Annotated in this window: 19 protein-coding genes and 1 tRNA gene; 5 read left to right on the forward strand and 15 right to left on the reverse strand. The window is 71.9% G+C overall.

The genetic code is table 11. The features are described from left to right. Positions 1–112: 112 nt before the first annotated feature. Positions 113–1,555 (reverse strand): MFS transporter, encoded by a 1,443-nt coding sequence (locus ABTY20_RS22510; RefSeq protein ID WP_351998808.1) that lies wholly within the window; start codon positions 1,553–1,555, stop codon positions 113–115. 178 nt (positions 1,556–1,733) lie between these two features. Here ABTY20_RS22510 and ABTY20_RS22515 point away from each other — a divergent pair, with 178 nt between their 5' ends. Then, entirely contained in the window at positions 1,734–2,603 is an 870-nt protein-coding gene (locus ABTY20_RS22515) for a MarR family winged helix-turn-helix transcriptional regulator (protein ID WP_351998809.1), read from the forward strand. A gap of 21 nt (positions 2,604–2,624) precedes the next feature. Here ABTY20_RS22515 and metF read toward each other — a convergent pair whose 3' ends face one another. Genes metF through metK form a run of 3 tightly spaced genes read right to left on the reverse strand, consistent with a single transcriptional unit; the run spans position 2,625 to position 5,795 of the window. Continuing rightward, the gene (gene metF / locus ABTY20_RS22520) at positions 2,625–3,557 is read right to left on the reverse strand and encodes a methylenetetrahydrofolate reductase [NAD(P)H] (RefSeq protein ID WP_351998810.1); all 933 of its coding nucleotides are present in this window, start codon (positions 3,555–3,557) and stop codon (positions 2,625–2,627) included. Beyond that, complete coding sequence (locus ABTY20_RS22525) at positions 3,554–4,537, reverse strand: carbohydrate kinase family protein (RefSeq protein ID WP_351998811.1); 984 nt, start codon at positions 4,535–4,537, stop codon at positions 3,554–3,556. The genes metF and ABTY20_RS22525 overlap by 4 nt, the downstream gene beginning before the upstream one ends. A gap of 34 nt (positions 4,538–4,571) precedes the next feature. Then, positions 4,572–5,795: a methionine adenosyltransferase gene (gene metK / locus ABTY20_RS22530; RefSeq protein ID WP_351998812.1), complete on the reverse strand. Its 1,224-nt coding sequence runs from the start codon at positions 5,793–5,795 to the stop codon at positions 4,572–4,574. 628 nt (positions 5,796–6,423) lie between these two features. Between metK and ABTY20_RS22535 the strand changes: the two genes are divergently transcribed. After that, on the forward strand, positions 6,424–7,056 hold the full coding sequence (locus tag ABTY20_RS22535) for a TetR family transcriptional regulator (RefSeq protein ID WP_351998813.1): 633 nt from the start codon (positions 6,424–6,426) through the stop codon (positions 7,054–7,056). A 28-nt stretch (positions 7,057–7,084) separates the two neighbouring features. Here the strand turns inward: ABTY20_RS22535 and ABTY20_RS22540 are convergent, their stop codons facing one another. Then, on the reverse strand, positions 7,085–7,726 hold the full coding sequence (locus tag ABTY20_RS22540; protein ID WP_351998814.1) for a ScbR family autoregulator-binding transcription factor: 642 nt from the start codon (positions 7,724–7,726) through the stop codon (positions 7,085–7,087). Between the two features lie 220 nt (positions 7,727–7,946). Here ABTY20_RS22540 and ABTY20_RS22545 point away from each other — a divergent pair, with 220 nt between their 5' ends. After that, the gene (locus tag ABTY20_RS22545) at positions 7,947–8,903 is read left to right on the forward strand and encodes a ScbA/BarX family gamma-butyrolactone biosynthesis protein (protein ID WP_351998815.1); all 957 of its coding nucleotides are present in this window, start codon (positions 7,947–7,949) and stop codon (positions 8,901–8,903) included. Between the two features lie 261 nt (positions 8,904–9,164). Here the strand turns inward: ABTY20_RS22545 and ABTY20_RS22550 are convergent, their stop codons facing one another. Beyond that, complete coding sequence (locus ABTY20_RS22550) at positions 9,165–9,917, reverse strand: response regulator transcription factor (protein ID WP_351998816.1); 753 nt, start codon at positions 9,915–9,917, stop codon at positions 9,165–9,167. Between the two features lie 408 nt (positions 9,918–10,325). On the opposite strand from ABTY20_RS22550, the gene ABTY20_RS22555 reads away from it, so the two are divergent. Both ABTY20_RS22555 and ABTY20_RS22560 read left to right on the forward strand, forming a co-directional pair. Then, on the forward strand, positions 10,326–11,075 hold the full coding sequence (locus ABTY20_RS22555; protein ID WP_351998817.1) for a hypothetical protein: 750 nt from the start codon (positions 10,326–10,328) through the stop codon (positions 11,073–11,075). Then, entirely contained in the window at positions 11,072–11,308 is a 237-nt protein-coding gene (locus ABTY20_RS22560; RefSeq protein WP_351998818.1) for a MerR family transcriptional regulator, read from the forward strand. Before ABTY20_RS22555 ends, ABTY20_RS22560 begins: the two co-directional genes overlap by 4 nt. A gap of 134 nt (positions 11,309–11,442) precedes the next feature. On the opposite strand, the gene ABTY20_RS22565 is transcribed toward ABTY20_RS22560, so the two are convergent. The 9 genes from ABTY20_RS22565 to ABTY20_RS22605 all read right to left on the reverse strand — a co-directional run bounded on the left by ABTY20_RS22565 (position 11,443) and on the right by ABTY20_RS22605 (position 26,287). Next, positions 11,443–11,516, reverse strand: a tRNA-Thr gene (locus ABTY20_RS22565). A gap of 118 nt (positions 11,517–11,634) precedes the next feature. Further along, positions 11,635–13,224 (reverse strand): alpha/beta hydrolase, encoded by a 1,590-nt coding sequence (locus ABTY20_RS22570; protein ID WP_351998819.1) that lies wholly within the window; start codon positions 13,222–13,224, stop codon positions 11,635–11,637. Positions 13,225–13,346: 122 nt separating this feature from the next. Beyond that, positions 13,347–14,552 carry a DNA polymerase III subunit delta' gene (locus tag ABTY20_RS22575; protein ID WP_351998820.1) on the reverse strand — a complete coding sequence of 402 codons (1,206 nt, stop codon included), beginning with the start codon at positions 14,550–14,552 and terminating at the stop codon, positions 13,347–13,349. Between the two features lie 88 nt (positions 14,553–14,640). After that, entirely contained in the window at positions 14,641–17,799 is a 3,159-nt protein-coding gene (gene tmk / locus ABTY20_RS22580) for a dTMP kinase (RefSeq protein ID WP_351998821.1), read from the reverse strand. Positions 17,800–17,969: 170 nt separating this feature from the next. Continuing rightward, positions 17,970–20,819: a type I DNA topoisomerase gene (gene topA, locus ABTY20_RS22585; RefSeq protein WP_351998822.1), complete on the reverse strand. Its 2,850-nt coding sequence runs from the start codon at positions 20,817–20,819 to the stop codon at positions 17,970–17,972. A 245-nt stretch (positions 20,820–21,064) separates the two neighbouring features. Further along, positions 21,065–21,262: a hypothetical protein gene (locus ABTY20_RS22590; RefSeq protein ID WP_351998823.1), complete on the reverse strand. Its 198-nt coding sequence runs from the start codon at positions 21,260–21,262 to the stop codon at positions 21,065–21,067. Between the two features lie 270 nt (positions 21,263–21,532). Continuing rightward, on the reverse strand, positions 21,533–23,062 hold the full coding sequence (locus tag ABTY20_RS22595) for a DUF7059 domain-containing protein (RefSeq protein ID WP_351998824.1): 1,530 nt from the start codon (positions 23,060–23,062) through the stop codon (positions 21,533–21,535). Between the two features lie 36 nt (positions 23,063–23,098). Continuing rightward, a complete protein-coding gene (locus ABTY20_RS22600) occupies positions 23,099–23,689 on the reverse strand; it encodes a small secreted protein (RefSeq protein ID WP_351998825.1) in 591 nt (196 codons plus the stop codon). Positions 23,690–23,881: 192 nt separating this feature from the next. After that, complete coding sequence (locus tag ABTY20_RS22605; RefSeq protein ID WP_351998826.1) at positions 23,882–26,287, reverse strand: sodium-translocating pyrophosphatase; 2,406 nt, start codon at positions 26,285–26,287, stop codon at positions 23,882–23,884. Positions 26,288–26,306: the final 19 nt, after the last annotated feature.

The raw sequence follows: 26,306 nt of genomic DNA on the forward strand, positions 1-26,306 counted from the left end.
CATTGCGGTCCGGTCGCCGGAATGCGGTGAGCCGCCCAACTGGCCCGTGCAGGGTGCCGACGCACCGCTGGCGGATTCAACTGGGCGGCTCACGCGTTCCGGCCGCGACGGCTCACGCCGGCTGCGGCTGCCGTTCCGCCGGCTTGACGCACACGGCCCAGGCGATCGCGGAGACCAGGTAGAGCAGCGCGGCGCCGATGAGTCCGACGGTGTAGGAGTCGGTCAGCAGCGCGGGCGTCTGCTCACCGTCGTCGAGCGTCGCCAGGGCGACCGCGGCCAGCACGGACAGACCCAGCGCGCCACCGACCTGCTGCCCCGTGTTGATCAGACCCGCGGCGATGCCCGTGTCCTGGGGAGCCACCCCGCGCACCCCGACGATCGTCGCGGTGACGAAGGACAGGCCCAGGCCGAAGCCCGCGACCAGCTGCGCGGGCAGCAGCACGGCCCAGGCGTTGGTGGTCGGTTCGAGCGCGGCGAACCAGAAGGTGCCGAGGGTGGCGAGACCGAGCCCCAGCAGCGCCACCGAGCGCTCCGACATCTTGGCCAGCAGCTGCGGGCCGACTCCGCCCGCCGAGATCACCATGCCGATCGCGAACGGAAGGTAGGCCATGGCGCACTCCATCGGGGTGTAGCCCTTCACCACCTGCATGTACAGGGTGAGGAAGTAGAAGGTGGCGGCCATTCCCCCACCCACCAGCAGCATCACGGTGATCGCGCCGATCCTGCCCCGGTCCTGGAAGATCCGTCCCGGCAGCATCGCGGAGCTGCTGCGACGCTGGATGACGAGGAACACGATCAGCAGCACGACCGCGACGGCGAGCAGCCCGATGGTGCGCCCGCTCGTCCAGCCCTCCGTGTCCGCCTCGTTGATGCCGAAGATCAGCGCACCGAGGCCCAGCGTGACGGCGATCGCGCCGGGCAGGTCGATGCCGCCCTTCTCGCGCTCGCCCTCCCTCAGCACGGAGACGCCGAACAGCACCAGCAACGCGATCGGGATGTTGACGTACAGCACCCAGCGCCAGCTCAGGTACTCGGTCAGCAGACCGCCGAGCATCAGGCCGACGACGGAGCCGAGCCCGCCGACCGCGCCGTACACCCCCATCGCCTTGTTGCGCGCCGGCCCCGCCGGGAAGGTGGAGGCCAGCAGGGACAGCGCGGTGGGCGCGGTCAGCGCGGCGCCCACGCCCTGCAGGGCACGCGCCCCGATCAGCACCGCCCCGGTCGTGGCCAGGCCGCCGATCAGCGAGGCGATCGTGAAGATGACCAGGCCGATGGAGAAGACCTTCCGCCGGCCGAAGAGGTCGCCCGACCGTCCGCCGACGAGCAGCAGACCGCCGAAGGTGAGCAGGTACGCGCTCATCACCCAGCTCAGGTCCCCGGCCGCGAGGTCGAGGGAGTTCTGGATGCTCGGCAGGGCGACGCCGACGATGGTCGCGTCCAGCACGAGCATGAGCTGGGCCGAGGCGATGACCAGCAGGGCGAGGCCCAGTTTGGGCTCGTCCCCGGACGGGGCCCCCGCCCGTGAGATCACTTCGGGTTCTTCACTCAGAGTCATGGACTCCTCCACTTTTTCGATGAGGCCAGACGCCCACTCCCCCGGCCTTCCCAGTTACCTAGGCGAAGGTACAGTGCACCAACCAAACTGTCTACATCCCAATTAATCACACACCCAACTATCACCCTTTGATAGACTGAGAGGCTGACAAGGCGCCGACCAGAATCGAGGCAGCAGGGTGAGCGTCATCAAGCCGGAGGAGGCCCAGGACCGGATCGCGCGGACCCCGACGCACGGGTACTTCGGCGACCTGCTGCGCCGGGTGTTCTCCCGGTTCGCCGTCGACGCGATGGACGACGCCCCGCAGTCGCGCGACTTCGTCCTCCTGGACGTGCTGGCGGACGGGGACGCCCGCTCGCAGAAGGACCTCGCCGAGCGTCTGGGCATCAACAGGACCGTCATGGTCCGGCTCATCGACCGGCTGGAGGAGTCCGGTCATGTGTCCCGGACCAGGAACCCGGCCAACCGCCGGTCGTACGTCCTGTCGCTGACCGATGCCGGACGCGCCGCGCTCGACGAGATGCGCGAGGCCATGGCCCGCCGGAACGCGCGGATCGCCGCGGCTCTGACGCCTCACGAGCAGCAGCGGCTGACCACGCTCCTCAGCAGGCTGCTGCCCGCGACGGAGCAGCCCGCGACCCAGAGCATCGAATACCTCGTCACCCAGGCCCACCTCAACCAGCGGCGCACCTTCGACGCCCTCCTCGGCGGCCTCGGCCTGCGGGTCAGGCACTTCGGCCCGCTGACCGCGATCGACGAGCTCGGCCCCTGCCCGCAGCAGCGGCTGGCGCAGCACCTGGCGATCACCGAGCCCGCCGCCGCCGAGGTGGTCGACGAGCTGGTGCAGGCGGGGATGGTGTCCCGCGGGAAGGACCCGCACGACCGCCGCCGCTACGCCCTGGAGCTCACCGACCGCGGCCGGGCACTGAGGCCCTCCCTGTACGAGGCGGGGGAGCGCATGCAGTCGGACACCCGGGAGGCTCTCGGTGCCGACGGCGAGGACGAACTGCGTTCCCTGCTCGGCAGGTTGCTGGAGGCCGAGGTCTGACCGGGGGCCGTCCGGAGCCGGTCACGCCGGCACGGCGCCACGACCGGCTCCGGACGGGTGCGCGGTCCACGACGGCGCGATGTTGCGGTGGATGTCCATGGCCGCGGTGGAGCGGTTGAGGGTGATGTAGTGCAGCCCCGGCGCCCCCTCGGCGAGCAGCCGCTCCGCCATGGCGGTGGCGTACTCCACCCCGATCCGGTGACCGGCCGCCGGATCGTCGCGGGCGGTCTCCAGGGCGTGCGCCAGGTCCTCGGGGAAGGCACAGCCGCTCAGCTGCGCGAACCGGCTGATCTGGCGTACGTCGGTGGCGGGCATGATCTCCGGAATGATCGGGGTGTCGCAGCCCGCCGCGGTCACCCGGTCCCGCAGCCGCAGGTAGTCCTCGACGTCGAAGAACATCTGGGTGATGGCGTAGTCGGCCCCCGCCCGGCACTTGGCCACGAAGTGCCGGATGTCGGAGTCCCAGTCGGGCGACCTCGGGTGGCGTTCGGGAAAGGCCGCCACCCCGATGGTGAAGTCCCCCAGCGACCGGATGAGTTCGACCAGTTCGTAGGCGTGGGTGAAGCCCTGGGGATGCGCGGACCAGACACCCCGCGGATCTCCCGGGGGATCGCCGCGCACCGCCAGCACGTCGCGCACACCGGCGTCCGCGTACTGTCCGATGACGCGGCGCAGTTCGCCCGCGGAGTGCCCGACCGCCGTGAGGTGCGCCACGGGCCGCAGGGTGGTCTCGGCGGCGACGCGTTCGATGACCTCCACCGTGCGGTCGCGCGACGTGCCCCCCGCCCCGTAGGTGATCGACACGAAGTCCGGGGCCAGTGGTTCGATCCGGCGGATCGCGTCCCACAGCGCGCGGCCACCGGCTTCCGTCTTCGGCGGGAAGAACTCGAACGAGAACGTGGGCGTGGGGCGCGCGAGCGCCGCGCGCAGCCCTCCGTCGGCCTTCCCGGTCATCCCGCGAACACCGGACTCGACTCGAGGTCGCCGGCGGCCTCGGGACCGTAGGCGTGCGCCACGCGGCCCACCAGGTCCGCGGCGACGATTTTGTACTCCTGTGTTCCGACGGACTCCAGGACCGTGGTCGCCACGGCGCAGCCGAGCTGGGCCGCGCGCACCGGGGACCGTCCTGCGGCGACGCCCGCGAGGAACCCGGCGCGGAACGCGTCGCCGGCGCCCGTCGGGTCGACGACGTGTTCCGTGGGGACGGCCGGCACCTTCACCGGAGTCTCCCCGGCGCGGGACAGCAGCACGCCGTCGGCGCCATGGGTGGTGATCCAGGTGCCGACGCGCGCCAGCACCTGCCGGCTGGTCCAGCCCGTGCGTTCCTGCAGCAGCGCGGCCTCGTACTCGTTGGTGAACAGGAGGCGGGCGCCGTCCGTCAGGAGGCGGACCTCGTCCTTCTCCAGCCGCGCCAGCTGCTGGGAGGGATCGGCCGCCACGGGGATGCCCAGTTCATGGGCGGCGGCGGTGTGCCGCAGCATGGCCTGGGGATCGTCGGCGCCGACGAGCACCATTGCGAGCGGCGCCGCTTCGCGCGCCACCCGGCGCAGGTCGATGTGCCGGGCCTCGGCCATCGCTCCGGCGTAGAAGGTGGCGATCTGGTTCTGGTCGGCGTCGGTGGTGCACACGAACCGAGCGGTGTGCAGGGTCTCGCTCACACGCACCCACGAGGTGTCCACGCCCGCCGCGCGCAGCCACGCGTCGTACTCGGCGAAGTCCACGCCGGCCGAAGCCACGAGCACGGGGCGCAGTCCGAGCAGCCCCAGCCCGAAGGCGATGTTCGCCCCGACGCCGCCCCTCCTCACGTCGAGGTGGTCGGCGAGGAAGGAGAGCGACACGCGGTCAAGACTCCCTGCCAGAAGCTGGTCGGCGAAGCGTCCCGGGAAGACCATCAAGTGGTCGGACGCCAGCGAACCGGTGATGGCCATTTCCATGGCGGTCACATCCCTCACGACTGGTGGTCGGTGCCTACAGGCCCGCGGCCCGGCGCAGCGCGGTCGCGCGGTCCGTGCGCTCCCACGTGAAGTCGGGGAGCTCGCGGCCGAAGTGGCCGTAGGCGGCGGTCTGCGCGTAGATCGGGCGGAGCAGGTCGAGGTCGCGGATGATCGCGGCCGGGCGCAGGTCGAAGACCTCGGCGACGGCCTGCTCGATCCTGTCGGTGCCGACGGTCGCCGTGCCGAAGGTCTCGATGAAGAGCCCGACCGGCTCGGCCTTGCCGATCGCGTACGCGACCTGCGCCTCGCACCGGGACGCCAGGCCGGCCGCGACGACGTTCTTGGCGACCCAGCGCATCGCGTAGGCCGCCGACCGGTCCACCTTGGAGGGGTCCTTGCCGGAGAACGCCCCGCCGCCGTGGCGGGCCATCCCGCCGTACGTGTCGATGATGATCTTGCGGCCCGTCAGGCCCGCGTCGCCCATCGGGCCGCCGATCTCGAAGCGGCCGGTCGGGTTGACGAGCAGGCGGTACCCCTCGGTCTCCAGCTTGATCCCGTCGTCCAGCAGCGCCTTCAGTTCCGGCTCCACCACGTACTGGCGGATGTCCGGTGCGAGCAGGGAGTCGAGGTCGATGTCGCTCGCGTGCTGCGAGGAGACCACGACGGTGTCGAGACGGACCGCCCGGTCGCCGTCGTACTCGATGGTGACCTGCGTCTTGCCGTCGGGACGGAGGTAGGGGACGGTGCCGTTCCTGCGGACCTCGGACAGGCGGTACGAGAGCCGGTGGGCGAGCTGGATCGGCAACGGCATCAACTCGGGCGTCTCGTCGCAGGCGTACCCGAACATCAGGCCCTGGTCGCCGGCGCCCTGCTTGCCCAGCTCGTCACGGTCCTCGTCCGCGGGGGAACCACCGACACGCGACTCGTAGGCGGTGTCGACGCCTTGGGCGATGTCCGGCGACTGCCCGCCGATCGACACCGAGACACCGCAGGAGGCTCCGTCGAACCCCTTCTGCGACGAGTCGTAGCCGATCTCCAGCACCTTCTCCCGCACCAACTGCGCGATCGGCGCGTAGGCCTTGGTGGTGACCTCTCCGGCGACGTGCACCAGACCGGTCGTGATCAGCGTCTCCACGGCGACCCGGGAATGGGGGTCGTCCCGTAGAAGCGCGTCGAGGATGGTGTCGCTGATCTGGTCGGCGATCTTGTCGGGGTGACCCTCGGTCACGGACTCCGAGGTGAACAGGCGTCGGGACACAGCACTCCTTACCGTTCGTTGCAGGGGGAGGCGTGGCGGCTGCGGGCGCATGCCACCGGAGGGGGACGCCGCGCGGAACGCGAAGCGGCGGGACACACCCGGTCGGCGCGTGACGCGCCGTCGACCGGGGTGGAGAACGGGCCGCCGCGGAACGCCGGCGCCCTGAGGGCCTCGCTCCCCACGCCCCGTCAGGGGTTTTCCCGGTGTCCGGGCAGGGGAGGGCCGCGAAGAGTGTGACACGTACGAGCGCCGTGAGGCAACGGCCGACTGCTCGCCCACCGGGCCCACGAATTGACCGTAAAAAGCGGAGTGTGCTATTCCATGACAAAGAGCGTCGACGACACATTCGACAACCGGACAAATTCTTGCAGTTCAAGCGCGTGATTGCCGATTTTGGCCATCTCCTGCCAAGTCTATTGACAAGCCGATCGACCGGTTTCTAACTTCGACGTAACAAGCAGACCGTCATGACCACGTACCCGTACCGTGGTGACGAGCGAGGTCCCTCACCTCATCGGCGTTTCTCCGACGAGCGCAATGAGGTGTGGCGCCGTCCGCAGGACCGGGCCGGCTGGTTCATGCCTATGCGAGGGCGAATATGGGCAAGCACGCGCGATCTGAGCACACCTTGGAACTCCTGCTGGTCTCAGCCGCCGAACAGTTCGCGACGCATGGATTCGCCAAGGCCACACTGTCCGACGTCAGCCACGCGGCGGGATTGACCAAGGGTGCCCTGTTCTTCCACTTCCCGACGAAGCTCGCCCTGGCGGACGCCGTGCAACTGCGCGGGCTGGAGCTGACGGAACAGACCTTCGCACGACTGCGGGCCAGCGAGACGTCCTGCCTGCAGATGATCGTCGACGTGACGCACACCCTCAACCGGCTCCTTCGCGAGGATCTCTTCCTGCGCGCGAGCGTCCGCATCACCCGGGAGTTCCCGCAGGCCGGGACGGCGGACGACGGCCACGCCCACAACTTCTACCTGGCGTGGCTCAGCCGCCTGTGGCTGCTGGTGGACGAGGCGTGCAAGAACGGCGAGCTGCCCGCCGCCCGGTCCGTGTCGGCCCGGGCGGTGGTCACAGCCGCGGTGTCCGGCGTCGAGGCACTCGTCTGGCTCGGGCTTCCTCCGTCGGACGTCGAGAAGTGGCTCAGTCACCTGTGGCAGTTGGCCTACGTCGGCGCACCGGGGCGGATCAGGACGACGCCCGCCCGCGGCGAGACGACGGGCGGGCGGGGAGAGGACCGGGCCGAACGCTCCTGACCCGGGACCGACGGGCAGGAGCGGCCCCTCACCCCCAGGACTCCAGCGCCTGCGAACCCTCCGGATCGAACCGGCCCAGACGCCGGGGCGGGACGATCGCCGGCAGCAGGAACCGCCACATGTCGGTGACCCGGTCATGGAGGTCGGCGCGCCGGGTGCGGACGTCGGAGGTGATCTGGATGCCCGTGAACGCGCCGACCATGTAGGTGGCGACGTCGGAGGTGTCGATCTCGGGCTTCACGTCCCCCCGGCCCTGGCCGAACGCCAGCGACACACGGCACTGCTCGATCCACTCCTCGTACGGCCCGGGATCGCCGCGGTCGAGCAGGCCGAGCTCCAGGACCAGCCGCACACCCGCCCTGACCCGCACCTCACGGCACAGGGAGCGGGCCAGGTAGTGGGAGCGGTCGATGACGTTCTGCACACCCAGCTGCTGCTCGGCGGCCTCCTCCGGGTTCACCGCCGCGAACTGCTCCTGTATCAGGGCATGGGCCAAGGATTCCTTGGACTTGAAGTGGAAGTACAGCGCCCCCTTGGTGACCCCGGATTGGAGTGCGATGTCGGACAAGCTGGCGCTGCCGAACCCCAGGCGGTCGAACACGGTCGCCGCTCCGTCGAGGATCGCCTGCCGCGTCGCTTCAGCCCGCTCCTGTCGCACCTTCGTCGCCATTACCCTTACACCACCCCGTACCGCTGGACGGATCCAGCACTTTCTTCGAAGTTTTACACCCCGCGGAGCCCGCACTCTAGGGACCTGACGCGTCTTCACCAAAAAAACCAGCCGCCTAGTATGCTCTGTCGCGATGCCATGGGGGGATGCATGACTTGGCACCTCTGGTCCTGCCTGCCCTCCTTCGTTTGGTAGTGCGCCTCACAGGGAGATCCCAGGAATGAGTGCACGTCGGCAGGCTTATCTTCTTCCAGACCCCACCCGAAGACGAAGCGGCGCGGAGCTGTTCCAGCAGACCGTCCCGCGCGCACTCGTCCATCGCTCGGCGGTGTCCGAAGTGCTGGTGACGGGAGTCAGGCACGGCGACGACGGCGTCCACCAGGTGGGCGCCCAGTGGTCACGGGCGCACAGCTACTACGGCCCGGTGGCCGGCCGCTGGCACGACCCCATGATCTTTGCGGAAACCATTCGCCAGGCGTGCATGCTCCTGGCCCACCAGACGCTGGCCATCCCGCTCACCCATCCGTTCCTCACCGCCACGCACGCGTTCACGATCCTGGAGAGCGGCATGCGGCTGACGGACCGGCCGGCCAACGTGCTTCTGGAGATATCGCTGCACGACGTCGTGCGGCGCGGGGCGAACGTCTCGTCCTTCGCCTGCTCCATCAACGCCTTCCGCGAGGGCGAGCCCATCGGCATCGGCAGGAGCAGCGCGAACTGTGTGAGTCCTTCCGTATACAGGCGGCTGCGGGGCCCTCGCTTCGGGGCTGTTCCCCGCGGCGAGGTGCCCGCGCCGCTGCCGCACGAACTGGCCGGCAGGAGCAGGCCGTCCGACGTCGTGCTCGGTCGTTCCCCCGGCAAGAGAACGTGGGTGCTGCGAGCCGAGACGTCCCACCCGATACTGTTCGACCATCCCGTCGACCACGTGCCCGGAATGGTCCTCATGGAGGCCGCGCGGCAGGCCGCGCTGCTCACGGTCGGCTGTCCCGACGGCCTCCTCGTCTCCTGCGCGGCCACGTTCCGCAGGTACGTCGAGTTCGACGCCCCGTGCATCGTCTCGTCGTCCCCGCCGCGCGAGGAGGCACCCGGCCGGCACGCGCTGACCGTCACCTTCCACCAGGCCGAATCCCTCGTCGGCAGCTGCGAGGTGACCGTACTCGACAGCCGGGCGGCGTGAACGGCACCGTCCTGCCGGTCCCCCCGACGTGATCCGGCACCGCGGAATCCCGGTGGCGGACGGTACCGGGTCCACCGGCGGCGCGGTCGTGGAGGCACGGCCCGCGCAGCGGGTGCCGACCGGCCCCCGGGGGCCGGTCGCGCGCAGCCCGGTGCTGCGCGCGGACGGCCCCGCACGGACGGTGGCGGCCCCGGCCGGCTCGGACCGGCCGGGGGAGCGAACCCGTCCGCCGCACGGCCACCGGCTCCGGGACGTCATGTCTCACTCCGCCCCGGAGTCGGGGTTGGTCAGCTTGTACCCGACGCCGCGCACCGTCTGTATCCACTCCGAACGGCCGAGCTTCCCGCGGAGCGAACCCACATGGACGTCGATGGTGCGGGTGGACCCGAACCAGTTCTCACCCCATACGCGCGCGATGAGGGCGCGGCGCTCCAGGACCACGCCCGGGTTCGCCGCCAGGGCTGCCAGCAGGTCGAACTCCCTGCGGGTGAGGCGTACTTCCCTTCCTCCCAGCAGGACCAGGCGCGCGGCCGGGTCCAGGTACAGCTCGCCCACCCTGATCTCCTGGCCGACCACCGCCCCGGTGGGCGGCGGCGTGTGCTCCGGCTCCCGGGCCGGTGCGTCCGGGTGCGCCGCGCGTCGCGTGACGCACATGGGACAGGAGGTGCTGCGCCGCATGACGGCCTGGATGCGGGCCAGCAACTCGTAGTGGCCGTCGGGCCTCCGCACGATGTCGTCCGCCCCCATGTGGAGGGCCAGCACCCGGTCCAGTTCGCTGCCGTCGTCGCTCATCGCGATGACCGGAACGCTGGAGTTCTCCCGGATGCGGCGGCACACCTCGTGCCCCGCCAGGTCCGGCAGGCCGAGGGCCAGCAGCACGAGGGTCACACCCGAAAGCTGTTGCAGCGCCGCTCCCCCGGTGCTGACCCGCCGTGTGTCGTAGCCATGACTGACCAGAACCCGATCAAGCATGGCGGCCGCCTTATCATTGCCGTCGACGATCAGAACGTTCACGGTTCCGACACCTTCCACACGGGAAGTGCGCTCAACAGACACCGGTCTCACATACCGGTTGATGCGTCCTTTTCAAATTCACAATACAAGCCGGTCGGCCGGTTAGCAACGGCGCCCGGGTGCGGCGCCACGCCCAACTGCCTTGCCAGAGCGGCGACTTTGCAAATTGCTGAGCAAGTCTGTGCGGAAGCGCAGCATCCGCACAGAGCCCTGATATGCCCTTGTCCTGTGCCCTGTTGATGGCCCGACTCCCGCGTACCGAGAATGGCGGTACGGCCGGTCCCGTGACTCCGTCACCTCGTGCAACCGGCCACAGCCCACGCACATCGCAGGTCAGCCGCACAGCCATGAGTACGGCACTGATTCACGAGAACGCATCCGTCTCTCCACATATCAGGAATGATCTTCATGTCGATCGATAAGCCGGGGCATCACACCACACCCACGGCCGAGCGATTCCGCCGGCCGCTACGCACGTCGCCGTCGCGCGCCTGCGTCTCCTCCCGCTGTGCACCCCCCCGCACAGCCGGCCGGCGGGCCTCCGCCGCCGCACGACTCTGCGCGAACTGTGTCGACCGACTCCGCACCGACCTGCGCAAACTGCTGGACGCCTACCGCGAGAGCGACCACGCCCTGACTCCCACGGCGCCCCGCCCGAGCGTACGGGTCGGCGGCACGAAGACGGCGAAGGGCATCATCCTCGACCAGAGGGCCATGGACCTGCGCACGCGCATGACGGAGACGCTCGCCTCATGGGCCCGGCTCGTCGTCGACGAGGCGCGTACCTCCAGGCCCCGCCAACGGGAAGTCGTCGCCCTGGTCGACTTCCTGAGCCGTCACATCGAGTGGCTGGCCGCCCATCCGGCGGCCGCGGACTTCGACGAGGAGGTCCGCCAGCTGCTCGAATCATGCAGGACGGTGCTCGGCCCGGCCCCCGCGCAGCGCACGCCCATCGGCGTCTGCCCCGAGACGGACTGCCACAGCACGCTCCACGTCATCAGGCAGGCGGACGCCGCGGCCCAGCACCCCCGGCACGTCGCCTGTGACGCCGGTCATGCCCTTCCTCCGCAGGAATGGCTGCGCTACATGGGCGGCCGGAGTGCCGCGACGGCGCGGAACGACAGGGGCCCGCTCGCCGTCGCGGAAGTCCGCTCATGAGTACCGGCGGTTCCTCCGGCAGACGCTCCGGACCGCGCACCGTCCCCACGGAACTCGCCGCACTCGCCGTCGGCGTCTCCCCCGCGACCATCAGGAAGTGGGCCAGCCGCGGAAAGCTGACCCGCTACGGGGGGCCCCAGCGGGCCGAGTACGACCTGGACGAACTCCGTGCCCTGGCGGCCGGGTCGTCCCGCACCCCGCCCGACCAGCCCCCCGAACGCACGGAGCGATGACGCACCGGACCGGGTCCCCGGCCGGGTCCGCCCCGCGCCGGCCCGGGGACCCGGTCCCGCCGTACCCACCCGACTCCACCGGTCAACACGGAGAAGGCCCAGCTCAAGGGTAAGGAGCTGGGCCTTCTTCGAAGAGCCGCCTTCGGGATTCGAACCCGAGACCTACGCATTACGAGTGCGTTGCTCTGGCCATCTGAGCTAAGGCGGCGCGCTGCGCACCCATGGTGCGATCAGCAACGTCGGTAAGTCTACACAGTTTCCGGAGGTGCTTCGCACCGGCCCCGGAGGCGGGCCGGAGCGGACGCCTCCGGGGGTGGTCGTAGCGGCTACGAGCAGCGCTTTCCGTCCTTCGGCGGGGTGCCGGTGAGCAGATAGGCGTTGATCGTGGAGTCGATGCAGGCGCTGCCCCGGCCGTAGGCGGTGTGGCCGTCGCCCTCGTAGGTGAGGAGGCGGGCCGAGGAGAGCTGGCCGGCCAGGCCCTCGGCCCAGCGGTACGGGGTGGCCGGGTCCCGGGTGGTGCCGACGACGACGATCGGGGCCGCGCCCTTCGCCTCGATGCGCCGTGCCTCGCCCGTGGCCCGCACCGGCCAGTACGCGCAGTTCAGCGAGGCCCAGGCGAGGCCCTCGCCGAACACCGGGGACGCCTTCTCGAAGGCGGGCAGCGCCCGCCGCACCTCGGCCGGGGAGTCGAAGGCGGGCGGGAGGTCGAGGCAGTTCACGGCCGCGTTGGCGAACATCAGGTTGCTGTAGTCGCCGTTGGCGTCGCGTTCGTAGTAGCTGTCGGAGAGGAGGAGGAGGCCGGCTCCGTCGTTCTCCTTCATCGCGGACGTCAGCGCCTCGCGCAGCTGCTGCCAGGCTCCCTCGTCGTACATCGCGGCGATCACGCCCATCGTCGCCAGCGACTCGGTGAGCCTGCGGCCGTCGGCGTCACCGGTGGGGATCGGGCGGGCGTCGAGCCTCCCGAAGAACGCCGCGAGGTTCTTGCCGGCCCGCGCGGGCGCGGTGCCCCGGCCGCCGAGCGGGCAGTCGCTCCGCCGCACGCAGTCCTCGGCGAAGGCGGTGAACGCCGTGTCGAAGCCCTCGGCCTGTTCGAGGTTGAGCCGCCGCGCCGGCAGCGAGGGGTCCATCGCGCCGTCCAGGACGAGACGGCCCGCGCGGTCCGGGAACAGCCCGGCGTACGTGGCGCCGAGGAAGGTGCCGTACGAGGCCCCGACGTAGTTCAGCTTCCCGTCGCCCAGCGCGGCCCGGACGATGTCCATGTCCCGGGCCGCCTCGACGGTCGACACGTGACGCAGCAGCTTCGGCGCGTCCGCCCCGCACCCCTCGGCGAACCTCTTGTACGCCGCGACCAGCGCGCCGGTCTCCTCGGTGTCGTCCGGTGTGATGTCCGTCCGCGTGTACCGGTCCATCCCGGGCCCGTCCAGGCATGCGACGGGGTCGCTGCCCGCGACGCCCCGCGGGTCGACGGCCACCACGTCGTAGCGGGCGCGCACGTCGGCCGGGTAGCCGATCCCGGCGTACGCCTGGACGTAGCCGACCGCCGAGCCGCCCGGGCCGCCGGGGTTCACCAGCAGGGAGCCCAGCCGCTTCCCGGGGCCCGTGGCCTTCTTGCGGGTGAGGGCGAGGCGGACGTCGCCGGCCGCCGGTTCGGCGTAGTCGAGCGGGGCCTTCAACGTGGCGCACTGGAAACCGGGGGCTCCGCAGTCACGCCAGGCGGGTTTCTGCCGGTAGTAGGGCGTGAGGGACGCGGGTGTGGAGCGGGGCAGGGGAGCGAGGGCCGCCGTCTCCTCCTCCGCCGCGCTGGCCGTACTGGGGCCGTTCCCCGGGGAGCAGCCCGGGATCAGCAGCGCGGCGGCGGCGAGCAGAGCGACCCCGGCTCCGGTACGGGTCCTGCGGTGAGTGCGCCTTGTGTGCATACGGCGAGCGTAACGGTGCGCGACGCAATGGACGCTCTGCGCACACGCCGTGCCCCGTACGAGTCACCGCGTCGGGCCGCCGGGCGGACGCCCCGGGCGGCCCGCGCGGTCCGTCCGCCCGGTCAGCCCGCTCTGAGGGCCATCGTCATCGCCTCCACCGCGAGGAGCGGGGCCACGTTGCGGTCCAGGGCCCTGCCGCACGCCGCGATCGCCTCGATGCGGCGGAGCGTGGACTCCGGGGAGCTGCCGCGGGCCACGCGCTCCAGTACGTCCTCGGCGTCGCCGTTGGCGATGGCGACCCGGGAGCCGAGCTGGAGGGCGAGGACGTCGCGGTAGAAGCTGGTCAGGTCGCTCAGCGCGACGTCGAGGCTGTCCCGCTGCGTGCGCGTCCTGCGGCGCTTCTGCATGTCCTCCAGGTCCTTGACCACACTCGCCGTGCCGCGCGGCAGCCGGCCGCCCTGGGCCGCGCCGAGCGCCGCCTTCAGCTCCTCGGTCTCCTTGCCGTCCCTCTCCTCGGCGAGCTGCTTGGCGTCCGCGGCGGCGGCGTCGACCAGTTCCTGGGCGGCCTTGAGCGCGCCGCCGATGTCCTCGATCCGCAGGGGCAGCTTCAGCACGGCAGCCCGGCGCTCGCGGGCGGCGGGGTCGGTGGCGAGGCGGCGGGCGCGGTCGACGTGGCCCTGGGTGGCACGGGCGACGGCGGCGGCGACGTCCGGCTCGATGCCCTCGCGCCGCACGAGCATGTCGGCGACGGCGGCCACCGACGGCGTGCTCAGGTTGAGGTGGCGGCAGCGGGAGCGGATCGTCGGCAGGACGTCCTCGAGGGAGGGGGCGCACAGCAGCCAGACCGTGCGGGGGGCGGGCTCCTCGACGGCCTTGAGGACGGCGTTGGCGGACTTCTCGTTCAACCGCTCGGCGTCCTCGACGAGGATCACCTGCCAGCGGCCGTTCGCCGGGGCGGTGAACGACTTGCGGACGGTGTCGCGCATGTCGTCGACGAGGATCTGCGAACCGACGGCGGCGATCGAGCTGACGTCCGCGTGGGTGCCGATCAACGCGGTGTGACAGCCGTCGCAGAAGCCGCAGCCGGGGATCCCGCCGAGGGCGCGGTCGGGACTGACGCACTGGAGGGCGGCGGCGAAGGCGCGCGCCGCCTGGTTGCGTCCCGCGCCGGGCGGGCCCGTGAACAGCCAGGCGTGCGTCATCCTCGACGCCTCGGGGGGCGGCGCGCCGGACGCCGCCGCGGTGACGAGCGCGTCGGCGTCACGGGCGGCGGCGGCGAGCTGCTCGCTCACCCGCTCCTGCCCGACGAGGTCGTCCCACACGGTCATGGGTCAGCCCGTCCTTCCGTCGTGTCCGCCTTGACGGATCCATTGTGCGGGCGGGCACCGACAACGCCCGCACCCGTGGACCGGCCGGTCAGCGCCGGCGTCCCCGGCCCCCGTCCTCGTCACCGTGCCCGTCGTCGTCGCCGTGCCCGTCGTCGCGCGGGCCCAGCAGTTCGTCGGCCAGCGTCGGCAGGTCGTCCAGCGGGGTCTCCTCGGCCCAGTCCGGACGCTGCCGGTGGGACTCCTCGGGGTCGATCCGCGGCAGCTCGCGCGTGCGGTCGTCGCCGGCGTCGGTGCCGCCCGCCGGGGACTCGTCCCGGAAGTAGCCGGACGGCACCCGCCGGTCCGCGGGCCCCTGACCGCCGTCCCCGACCGGAGGCAGCACCGCCGTCTCGTCGGCCGCGCCCGGCACCACCGGCGGCTTCGGCAGTTCGGCCGTCACCTCGGCGTCGGACGCCCCGGAGCGACCGGGCCGCCGCCCGGCGTCCTCGTCCGGCACCCGGGGCAGCACGGCCGTCTCGTCGACCGGTCCGCCCGACGCGTTCGTCGGCGTCACCACCGGCGTCGGCACGGTCACCGCGTCGTCGGCCGCCCGCTCCCGCGCGGCATCGGGGACGACGGTCGTCCTCGGTCCCGTCTCCGCCGCGGCCGCCGCCTGCTCGGCCAGCCGCCGGGCCTGCTCCGCGCGCAGCAGCGCCTCCTCGGCCTCGCGCTGCTTCTCCAGGCGCAGTGCCTCGGCCTCGGCGCGCAGCCGCGCCTCCTCCTCGGCCTGCTTGCGGCGACGTTCCTCCTCGGCCTTGCGGCGGGCCTCCTCCTCGGCGCGCGCCCTCTCCTCGGCGAGCAGCCGCTGCCGCTCCTCCTCCGCGCGCCGGCGTGCTTCCTCGGCCCGCTGCCGGGCCTCCTCCGCCTGCCGTTCCGCCTCGCGCCGCTGCGCCTCCTCCAGCTCGCGCCGCTTGCGCTCCTCCTCCTCGGCGCGCAGCCGGGCGAGCTGCTCCTGGCGTTCGCGCTCCAGGCGCTCCTCCTCGGCCTTGCGGGCCGCCTCCTCCTCCGCCCTGCGGCGGGCCTCCTCCTCGGCCTTGCGGCGCGCTTCCTCGCGGGCCCTGATCTCGGCCTCGGACAGCGGCAGCACCTGGTCGAGGCGGTGCCGGATCACCGTGGTGACCGCCTCCGGCTCCTGGCCGGCGTCGACCACCAGGTAGCGGCCGGGGTCGGCGGCGGCCAGCGTGAGGAAACCGGTCCGCACGCGCGCGTGGAACTCGGCGGGCTCCGACTCCAGCCGGTCCGGCGCCTCGGTGAAGCGTTCCCGCGCGGTCTCCGGGGCCACGTCCAGCAGCACCGTCAGGTGCGGGACCAGTCCGTCGGTCGCCCAGCGGTTGATGCGGGCGATCTCGGTCGGCGACAGGTCGCGCCCGGCGCCCTGGTAGGCGACGGAGGAGTCGATGTACCGGTCGGTGATGACGACGGCGCCGCGCTCCAGAGCGGGCCGTACGACGGTGTCGATGTGCTCCGCGCGGTCCGCGGCGTACAGCAGCGCCTCCGCGCGGTGGGAGAGGCCGGCGCTGGAGACGTCCAGCAGGATGGACCGCAGGCGCTTGCCGACCGGCGTCGCCCCGGGCTCGCGGGTGAGGACGACCTCGTGGCCCTTGCCCCTGATCCACTCGGCGAGGGCCTCGGCCTGGGTGGACTTCCCGGCGCCGTCGCCGCCCTCCAGGGCGATGAAGAAGCCGGCGGCGGCGGGCGTCTGGTCCGGGTCGTCGCCGCCGAGCAGCGCGTCGCGCAGGTCCTGCCGCAGCGGGACGCCGGAACGGTCGTCGACCTTGGCCAGCACCAGGGCGGCCACCGGCAGCAGCAGCGCGCCGACCAGCATCAGGGTGAAGGCGGCGCCGCCGTGCGCGAACACGAACCGGCCGTTCTCCAGCCGGTGCGGCCCGATGGCCGCGGCGACCAGCGGGGCGATCACCGCGCCGAGCGCCACGAGGACCCGGACCACGGCGTGCAGGTGCTCGGTCGTGCGGACCCGGCGCTGCTCCTCGGTCTCCTGGTCGAGCAGCGTGTGCCCGGTGTTGGCGGCGAGCCCCGCGCCGACCCCGGCCAGCGCCATGATCAGCACCACGCTGGTGACGTCCGGCACGAGACCGGCCGCCAGCAGCGCGACGCCCGTGAAGGCGAGGGCGAGCGCGAGCATCCGCCGCCGGGACAGCGCCGGCAGCAGGGCGGGCGCCGTACGGATGCCGACGACGACGCCGCCGGTCAGCGCGCCCACCAGCAGGCCGTACAGCACGGGGCCGCCGCCCAGGTCCTTGGCGTGCAGCACCGACACGGCGACGGCGGCCGACACGGCGGCGGCGACGGACGCGGACGCAAGCACCAGCAGCGGCAGCGCGCCGGTGCGGCCCTTCTCGGGGCCGCCGGCGCTCTTCGGGCGGCGCAGTCCCTCCAGCGGCGACCGGGCGCGCGGGGTGCGGGTGCCGGGCAGTTCCAGGAAGGCCAGGACGGACAGGGACGCGGCGAACAGTCCGGCCGCGACGTACGAGGCGAGGGCCGCCTGGTGCTCGCCGAACCAGTCGAGCCCGGTGCCGAGCAGGTTGTTGAGCAGGGCCGCGACGACGAGCGTGACGGCCGCGAGCGGTATCGCCACGAAGCCCGTGCGCAGCGACAGGCGGCGCAGCGCGTCCATGTGGTCGGGCAGCGGCCGTACGGTCGCGCCCTCCGGGGGCGGGGCGGGCAGCAGCGCGGGCGCGGCGCTCTCCCGGCACACCGTCCAGAACCGCTCGGCGACTCCGGCCACGAAGGCGGTGACGAGGAGGACGGCCAGCGCGTTCTCGGGGGTCCAGTCGATCCACAGCGGCGCCACGATGAGCAGCGCGGCGCGCAGTCCGTCGGCGCCGACCATGGTCCAGCGGCGGTCCAGCGGTCCGTCCTGCGAGGTGAGCGACGTGAGCGGACCGAGGAGGACGGCGCCGAACAGCAGCGTCGCCAGGATGCGCACCCCGAAAACGGTCGCCACTGCGAACGCCGCGCCCCGGTAACCCCCGCCGAAGGCCCCCTCGGCGACCGCCGTCTGAAGTGCCAGGAGCACCAGCACCAGCAGGGCGAGGACGTCACCGACCCCGCCCGCGAGCTGCGCGCTCCACAGCCGTTTCAGCTGCGGTCGGCGCAGCAGGGCGCGGACGGCACGCTCGCGGGAGTCCGCGGCAAGGGTGTCGTCGGGGGCCGGTCGAGGGGCCGTTGGCTGCTCGGCTCGCGTCATGCGTTCAGCCTATCGGCCCGAGCCGACAGCCCGGCGCGACGCGCCTGACATGCACACGCCCCGATCTCGAAGTGGTGCCGGGGCGTTCGCATTCCGAACCCTTGGCGAAGGACCGGCACGGGCCCCGTCGGGGACCCGTGGCCCCCGACGACTACCCGCGCACCGAGGGCTCAGTCCTCCGAGGCGTTCGAGGCGGTCGCCTTCTTGGCCGCGGTCTTCTTCGCCGTCGTGGTCTTCTTCGCCGCGGTCTTCTTGGCGGCCGCCGTCTTCTTCGCCGGCGCCTTCTTCGCCGCGGTCTTCTTGACCGCCTTCTTCGCGGTCTTCTTGGCGGGGCCCTTCGCCCGCTTCTCGGCGAGCAGCTCGAACCCGCGCTCCGGGGTGATCCCCTCGACGCTGTCGCCGGAGCGCAGTGTCGCGTTGGTCTCCCCGTCGGTGACGTACGGGCCGAAGCGGCCGTCCTTCACCACGACCGGCTTCTCGCTGACCGGGTCGGTGCCCAGCTCCTTCAGCGGCGGCTTGGCCGCGGCACGGCCACGCTGCTTGGGCTGGGCGTAGATCGCCAGCGCCTCCTCCAGCGTGATCGTGAAGAGCTGGTCCTCGGACTGCAGCGACCGCGAGTCGGTGCCCTTCTTCAGGTAGGGCCCGTAGCGGCCGTTCTGCGCGGTGATCTCCTGGCCCTCGGCGTCCGCGCCGACCACGCGCGGCAGCGACATCAGCTTCAGGGCGTCGTCGAGCGTCACCGTGTCCAGGGACATCGACTTGAAGAGGGAGGCGGTACGCGGCTTGACCGCGTTCTTGCCGGTCTTCGGGGTGCCCTCGGGGAGGATCTCCGTGACGTACGGGCCGTAGCGGCCCTTCTTGGCGACGATCTCGTGCCCGGTGACCGGGTCGGTGCCCAGGAGGTGGTCGCCGCTCGGCTCGGCGAGCAGCTTCTCGGCCAGCTCCGGGGTCAGTTCGTCCGGCGCCAGATCGGCCGGGATGTCGGCGCGCTGGTGCTCCTCGGTGTCCTTCTCGCCGCGCTCGATGTACGGACCGTAGCGCCCGACCCGCAGCACGATGCCGTCGCCCACCGGGAACGACGACACCTCGCGCGCGTCGATCGCGCCCAGGTCGGTCACCAGTTCCTTGAGACCGCCGAGGTGGTCCCCGTCGCCGTTGCCCGCGTCGGCCGCGTCCCCGTTGCCGGCGCCCTCGCCGAAGTAGAACCGCCTCAGCCACGGCACCGCGCGCGCCTCGCCCCGCGCGATGCGGTCGAGGTCGTCCTCCATCCGCGCGGTGAAGTCGTAGTCGACGAGCCGGCCGAAGTGCTTCTCCAGCAGGTTGACCACGGCGAAGGAGAGGAAGGACGGCACCAGGGCCGTGCCCTTCTTGAACACGTAGCCGCGGTCGAGGATCGTGCCGATGATCGACGCGTACGTCGACGGTCGGCCGATCTCCCGCTCCTCCAGCTCCTTGACCAGCGAGGCCTCGGTGTAGCGGGCCGGGGGCTTGGTGGCGTGCCCGTCGGCCGTGATCTCCTCGGCGGTGAGGGCGTCGCCCTCGGCGACCTGCGGCAGCCGGCGCTCGCGGTCGTCGAGCTCGGCGTTCGGGTCGTCGGCGCCTTCCACGTAGGCCTTCAGGAAGCCGTGGAAGGTGATCGTCTTGCCGGACGCGCTGAACTCGACGTCCCGGCCGTCGGCCGCCGTGCCGCCGATCCTCACCGTGACCGAGTTGCCGGTGGCGTCCTTCATCTGCGAGGCGACGGTCCGCTTCCAGATCAGCTCGTAGAGCTTGAACTGGTCGCCGGTCAGGCCCGTTTCGGCGGGCGTGCGGAAGCGGTCGCCCGAGGGGCGGATCGCCTCGTGCGCCTCCTGCGCGTTCTTGACCTTGCCCGCGTAGGTGCGCGGCTGCGGGGGCAGGTAGTCGGCGCCGTACAACTGCGTGACCTGCGCCCGGGCGGCGGCGACCGCCGTCTCGCTCAGGGTCGTCGAGTCCGTGCGCATGTACGTGATGTAGCCGTTCTCGTACAGCTTCTGCGCGACCTGCATCGTGGCCTTCGCGCCGAAGCCGAGCTTGCGGCTCGCCTCCTGCTGCAGCGTCGTCGTACGGAACGGGGCGTACGGCGAGCGGCGGTACGGCTTGGACTCCACGGCACGCACGGCGAACCGCGTGTTCTCCAGGGCGGCGGCCAGGGCGCGGGCGTTCGCCTCGTCGAGGTGGAGGGTGTTCGCGCTCTTCGGCTGTCCCAGGGAGTCGAAGTCGCGGCCCTGCGCGACCCGCCGCCCGTCGACGGTCTGCAGGCGGGCGAGGAACGACGAGGGATCCGACGCGTCGCCGGCGCGGCCCGATGGGGGTCCCCCCGCCGGCGCGAAGTCGGAGGTGGGGGAGAAGGTGCCCGTCAGGTCCCAGTACTCGGCGGAACGGAACGCGATGCGCTCGCGTTCCCGCTCCACCACGAGCCGGGTGGCGACGGACTGGACACGGCCGGCGGACAGCCGGGGCATGACCTTCTTCCACAGGACCGGCGAGACCTCGTAGCCGTAGAGGCGGTCGAGGATGCGGCGGGTCTCCTGGGCGTCGACCAGCTTCTGGTTGAGCTGGCGCGGGTTGGCCACGGCCGCGCGGATCGCGTCCTTGGTGATCTCGTGGAAGACCATCCGCTTGACCGGGATCTTCGGCTTGAGCACTTCCTGCAGGTGCCAGGCGATGGCCTCGCCCTCGCGGTCCTCATCGGTGGCGAGGAAGAGTTCGTCGGACTCCTTCAACAGGTCCTTCAACTTCTTGACCTGGGCCCGCTTGTCCGCGTTGACCACATAGATCGGCTGGAAGTCGTGATCGACGTCCACACCGAGGCGACGCACCTCGCCGGTGTACTTCTCCGGCACCTCGGCGGCGCCGTTGGGAAGGTCGCGAATGTGCCCGACGCTCGCCTCGACGATGTAGCCGGGGCCGAGATAGCCCTTGATCGTCTTCGCCTTGGCAGGCGACTCGACGATGACGAGTCGGCGGCCGCCCTTCGCGGTCTCGCTGGTCGGGGACAACTTCGCTCTTCTCTCCGGTCGACGCTTGGGGCTCCCCAGGCGGTCTCCCCGGGGTCGGGTCATGGTGACGCTGCGGAGTGTGACGGTACATCCCGTCCCCGTGTCAAACGGGAAAAGCCCGCAACGGCCACTCGAACGGTAACCCGACTACCGCCGTTCCTGCCGCCCGGAGTGTCCAGACTCCGCCCGCGCTTATGCGGAGTGCGATCTACCGCTTACTGGGAGCCGTCGGGCTCCACGCCCCCTCACAGGCGGGTCAGGCACCACGCGCCGAGGGTCAGGGAGATCATCGCGGCGAGTCCCGCGACGGTGGCCGATGCGACCGGGCTCACACCCTGGACGACGGGACGCCGCCGGCGCGCGCAGGCCGTGGTCCAGGCCAGCAGTCCGCCCCCGAACAGGCAGAACACCATCCCCGCGAAGATCGCCGGTCCGCTCTCCATGGTCGCCCGCCGCCCTCTTTCCCGTCCGTCGCAGCCCGCCCCGGGGGGACGCTGCCACCCCCGGGCGGCGGACGGGCGAACCGGAGGTGAACGCGAGGGCCACGGACCGGACCGGGCGTCCGGAGGCGGCCCGCGGGCCCTCTCGCGGAGGGCTCCGGATCGACGCGAAAGAGCCGGAACGACGGCGGTGACGGAGGGGAGGGAGGGGAGGGGTGCGAGGGCGGTGACGCGGCGCAGGGGGCCGGGGCGCCCGTGGGACCACCGCCCGCGTCAGTCAACCGGCTCCAGGAACCCCTGCTCCACGAGCAGCCGGATCTGGGCCGGGGTGCGGTCGCGCAGCAGCACCGGGTCCTCACCGAGGAGCTGGGCGATGGCGTCCAGGATCCGGCCCGCGCTCATGGTGCCGTCGCACACGCCCGCGAAGCCCGCGCCGATCGTGTCCACCTTGGTGGCCCGGCGCATCCCGCGGTTCTGGCGCAGCACGACGTGCTCCGGGTCCTCGGCGCCGGGCAGCCCGACCTGCTCCTGCACGACCTCGGCGGCCAGCGCGAAGCGCGACTCCAGGAGCGCCGCGTCGTCGTGCGTCCGCAGGTGGTCGATCCGGTCGAAGTGCGCCCGGACCGTCTCACCGAGCGGCTGCTCGACGGGGTGCGGCCACTCCTCCACCGTGACCGACTCCGCGGCGGAGCCCGACTTGCGCAGGGTGATCCAGCCGAAGCCGACCGCCTTCACCCCGCGCGCCTCGAACTCGTCCAGCCACGCGTCGTACCGCGCCCGGTACGCGGCCGCGTCCCCGCGGTGGTCGCCCGCGTCCCGCAGCCACAACTCCGCGTACTGGGTGACGTCCTGGACCTCGCGCTGCACGATCCAGGCGTCGCACCCGCGGGGCACCCACGACCTGAGCCGGTCCTGCCAGTCCTCCCCCTCGACGTGCTGCCAGTTGGCGAGGAACTGCGCGAACCCGCCCTCGTTCAGCCGTTCCCCCGCCTCCTGAACGATCGTGCGGCACAGATCGTCCCCGCCCATCCCGCCGTCGCGGTAGGTGAGCCGGGCTCCCGGCGAGATCACGAACGGCGGGTTGGACACGATCAGGTCGTAACGCTCGCCGTCCCGGACCGGCTCGAACAGCGAGCCCTCGCGCAGATCGGCGGCCGGGACCCCGGAGAGGGCCAGGGTGAGCGCGGTGATGTGCAGCGCGCGCGGGTTCACGTCGGTGGCCGTCACCCGCGTGGCGTGCCGGGCCGCGTGCAGCGCCTGGATGCCGGAGCCGGTGCCGACGTCGAGCGCACAGGCCACGGGCGTGCGGACGGTGATGCCGGCCAGGGTCGTGGACGCCCCGCCCACGCCCAGCACGACGCCTTCGTCGCGGCTGCCGATGCCCCCGGCGCCGCCGACCGCGCACCCGAGGTCGGAGACGACGAACCAGTCCTCGCCGCCCGGCCCGCCGTACGGCCGTACGTCCACGGTCGCGGTGAGCCCGTCCGCCCCGGCCCGGGTGAGCCACCCGGCCTCCAGGCAGACGTCCACCGGCAGGACGTCCGCCACGTGCGCGTGCGGCACGGGCTGTTGGAGCAGGAACAACCGCACGAGCGCCTCCAGCGGTGTGTCCCCGCGGGTGGCCCTCAGGGCGGGCACGGTCTCGCTGCGGGCCAGCGCCGCGTACGCGGGGGCGCCGAGCAGTTCGAGCAGTCCGTCGGCGGTGAAGGAGGCTCCGAGCAGGGCGTCCCGCAGCCGGGCGGCGGCATCGGGGCGGTCGGACGAGGGCAGGGGCGGCAGGCTGGCGTCACTCACGCCCTCCATTGTCGCCGCCGTCCCCACCCGGCGCGTCCTGCGGCGTCAGCTCTTGGTGGACCCCGCCGTCGCGGTGGCCGTCCGGCAGCTCGCCTGCCGGGACATCGCCTCGCCGACCTCGCCCTCCTCCAGCGCGCTGAGGGCGTCGCTGCCGCTCCTGCCGAGCTTGTCCAGCTCGGCGGCGATGTCCTTCAGGCCGTCGGCGAACTCCGCCTGGTCGTCCGTGTCGAGACCCTCGACCTGCTTCTGCAGCGTGGCGTACGACGCGGAAATGCCGTTGAGCTCCTTGACCGCGTCCTTCTGCTTCTTCTCCCCGTCCTCGACGTCCGGTGCCCCGGCCTTGTTCACGGCGGCGCCGATCGCCCGGTAGGCGTCGGACATGTCCTGGAAGGCCTTCGAGTCGGCCTTCTGGACCTCCTCCGGCGTGCTGTTGTCCGAGGTCTCCTTCTGGATCGCGGCGTTGGCCGACTTGATCTTGGCGGCCTGCGGCTTCACCGCGTCGCAGACCTGCTTCGCCCAGGCGTCCAGCTTCTCGTCGCCGTCGTCGCCGCCGCATCCCGTCAGCGCCAGTACCAGTACCGCACCGCCGGACAGTGCGGCCGCGAGCTTCTTGTTCACCGGATTGGTCCCTTCCATGGCCTTCGGCCCCGGAACATACACGCCGGATGGCCTGCGACCACCCGCCGGACGTCCGGTCGGCGGCTTTTGAAGCCATTTGCACCACGGGAGAGAAGGCTCACGGCGTGGACGGCGCGCACGGGTGCGGGCGTGCGGAGCGTTTTGACGCTCCGCACCCCCCCCCCCCGGCGCGCCGTCCGCCTCCCGGCGCTAGGAAACCACCGCCGGATCAGCCGATTTGGGCTTCGGCTCGGAGTTGTCCTCGTCCTCCACGGCGATGCCGCGCCGCTTGGACGCGTACACCGCGCCGACTATCACCAGCAGCGCCAGGACCGCGATGAGCACCCGCATCCCGACGCTCCTGTCCGCGCCGTAGGAGAACTTGATGACCGCGGGCGCGATGAGCAGCGCCACCAGGTTCATCACCTTCAGCAGGGGGTTGATCGCCGGTCCGGCGGTGTCCTTGAAGGGGTCGCCGACGGTGTCGCCGATGACGGTGGCCGCATGGGCCTCACTGCCCTTGCCGCCGTGGTGGCCGTCCTCGACCAGTTTCTTCGCGTTGTCCCAGGCGCCACCGGAGTTGGCGAGGAACACCGCCATCAGGGTGCCCGCGCCGATCGCGCCCGCGAGGAAGGCGCCCAGGGCGCCGACGCCGAGGGTGAACCCGATGAAGATGGGCGCCATCACGGCGAGCAGCCCGGGTGTGGCGAGTTCGCGCAGGGCGTCCTTGGTGCAGATGTCGACGACCTTGCCGTACTCCGGTTCCTCGCTGTGGTCCATGATCCCGGGCTTCTCGCGGAACTGCCGCCGCACCTCGTAGACCACCGAACCCGCCGACCGCGACACCGCGTTGATCGCCAGCCCCGAGAAGAGGAAGACGACCGCCGCGCCCGCGATCAGACCGACGAGGTTGTTGGGCTGGGAGATGTCCATCATCAGGCTCATCGGCGCGCCCTCACCGCTGAGCCTCTCGCCCACGTCCCGTGCGCCGGTGGTGATGGCGTCCCGGTACGAGCCGAACAGCGCCGCCGCGGCCAGCACGGCCGTGGCGATCGCGATGCCCTTGGTGATGGCCTTGGTGGTGTTGCCGACCGCGTCCAGGTCGGTGAGCACCTGGGCGCCCGCGCCCTCGACGTCGCCGGACATCTCGGCGATGCCCTGCGCGTTGTCGGAGACCGGGCCGAAGGTGTCCATCGCGACGATCACACCGACCGTGGTGAGCAGTCCGGTGCCGGCCAGCGCCACCGCGAACAGCGCCAGCATGATCGACGTACCGCCGAGCAGGAACGCCCCGTACACGCCGAGGCCGATCAACAGGGCGGTGTAGACGGCGGATTCCAGACCGATCGAGATGCCGGAGAGCACGACGGTGGCCGGGCCGGTGAGCGAGGTCCTGCCGATGTCCCGCACGGGACGCCGGGTGGTCTCGGTGAAGTAGCCGGTGAGCTGCTGGATGAGGGCGGCGAGCACGATGCCGATGGCCACCGCGACGAGCGCGAGGATCCGCGGGTCGCCGTCCTTGCCCAGGATCGCCTCGTCGGTGACGCCGTCGAGATCGGCGTACGACGACGGGAGGTAGACGAACACGGCGACCGCGACCAGGACGAGCGAGATCAGCGCGGAGACGAAGAACCCCCGGTTGATGGCGCTCATGCCGCTGCGGTCGGCGCGCCTCGGGGCCACCGCGAAGATGCCGGCCATCGCGGTGAGGACACCGATGGCGGGGACCAGCAGCGGGAAGGCGAGCCCGGCGTCGCCGAACGCCGCCGACCCCAGGATCAGCGCGGCCACCAGGGTCACGGCGTACGACTCGAACAGGTCGGCCGCCATGCCCGCGCAGTCGCCGACGTTGTCGCCCACGTTGTCGGCGATGGTCGCGGCATTGCGCGGATCGTCCTCCGGAATGCCCTGCTCGACCTTGCCGACCAGGTCGGCGCCGACGTCGGCGGCCTTGGTGAAGATGCCGCCGCCGACCCGCATGAACATCGCGATCAGCGCGGCCCCGAGGCCGAACCCCTCGAGCACCTTCGGGGCGTCGGCCGCGTACACCAGCACCACGCAGGAGGCGCCCAGCAGGCCGAGGCCGACGGTGAACATGCCGACGACGCCGCCCGTACGGAAAGCGATCTTCATCGCCCTGTGCGAGACGGTGGTGAGGTCCTTTTCCGGCTCGCCCACGGCCGGAGTCGCTTCGCGCGCCGCCGCCGCGACCCGCACATTGCTGCGCACGGCGAGCCACATACCGATATATCCGGTGGCCGCCGAGAACGCCGCTCCGATCAAGAAGAACACCGATCGCCCGGCACGCTGACCCCAGTCGTCCGCGGGCAGCAGCATGAGCAGGAAGAACACGACCACGGCGAATACGCCGAGGGTGCGCAACTGGCGGGCCAGATAGGCGTTCGCGCCCTCCTGGACCGCTGCCGCGATCTTCTTCATGCCGTCGGTGCCCTCGCCGGCCGCGAGGACCTGGCGCACCAGGACTCCCGCGACCACCAGCGCCGCCAGCGCGACGATGCCGATGACCACCACGAGCAGGCGGTTGTCGTCGGTCAGTACGACGGCTGCGAGGGATGCGGGTCGGCCCGACCCTTGTGTGAGGGAAAGCTCCGCCATTCGTCCTCCTTGACGCTTG

Source organism: Streptomyces sp. NPDC126497 (assembly GCF_040302425.1).
GTDB lineage: Bacteria > Actinomycetota > Actinomycetes > Streptomycetales > Streptomycetaceae > Streptomyces.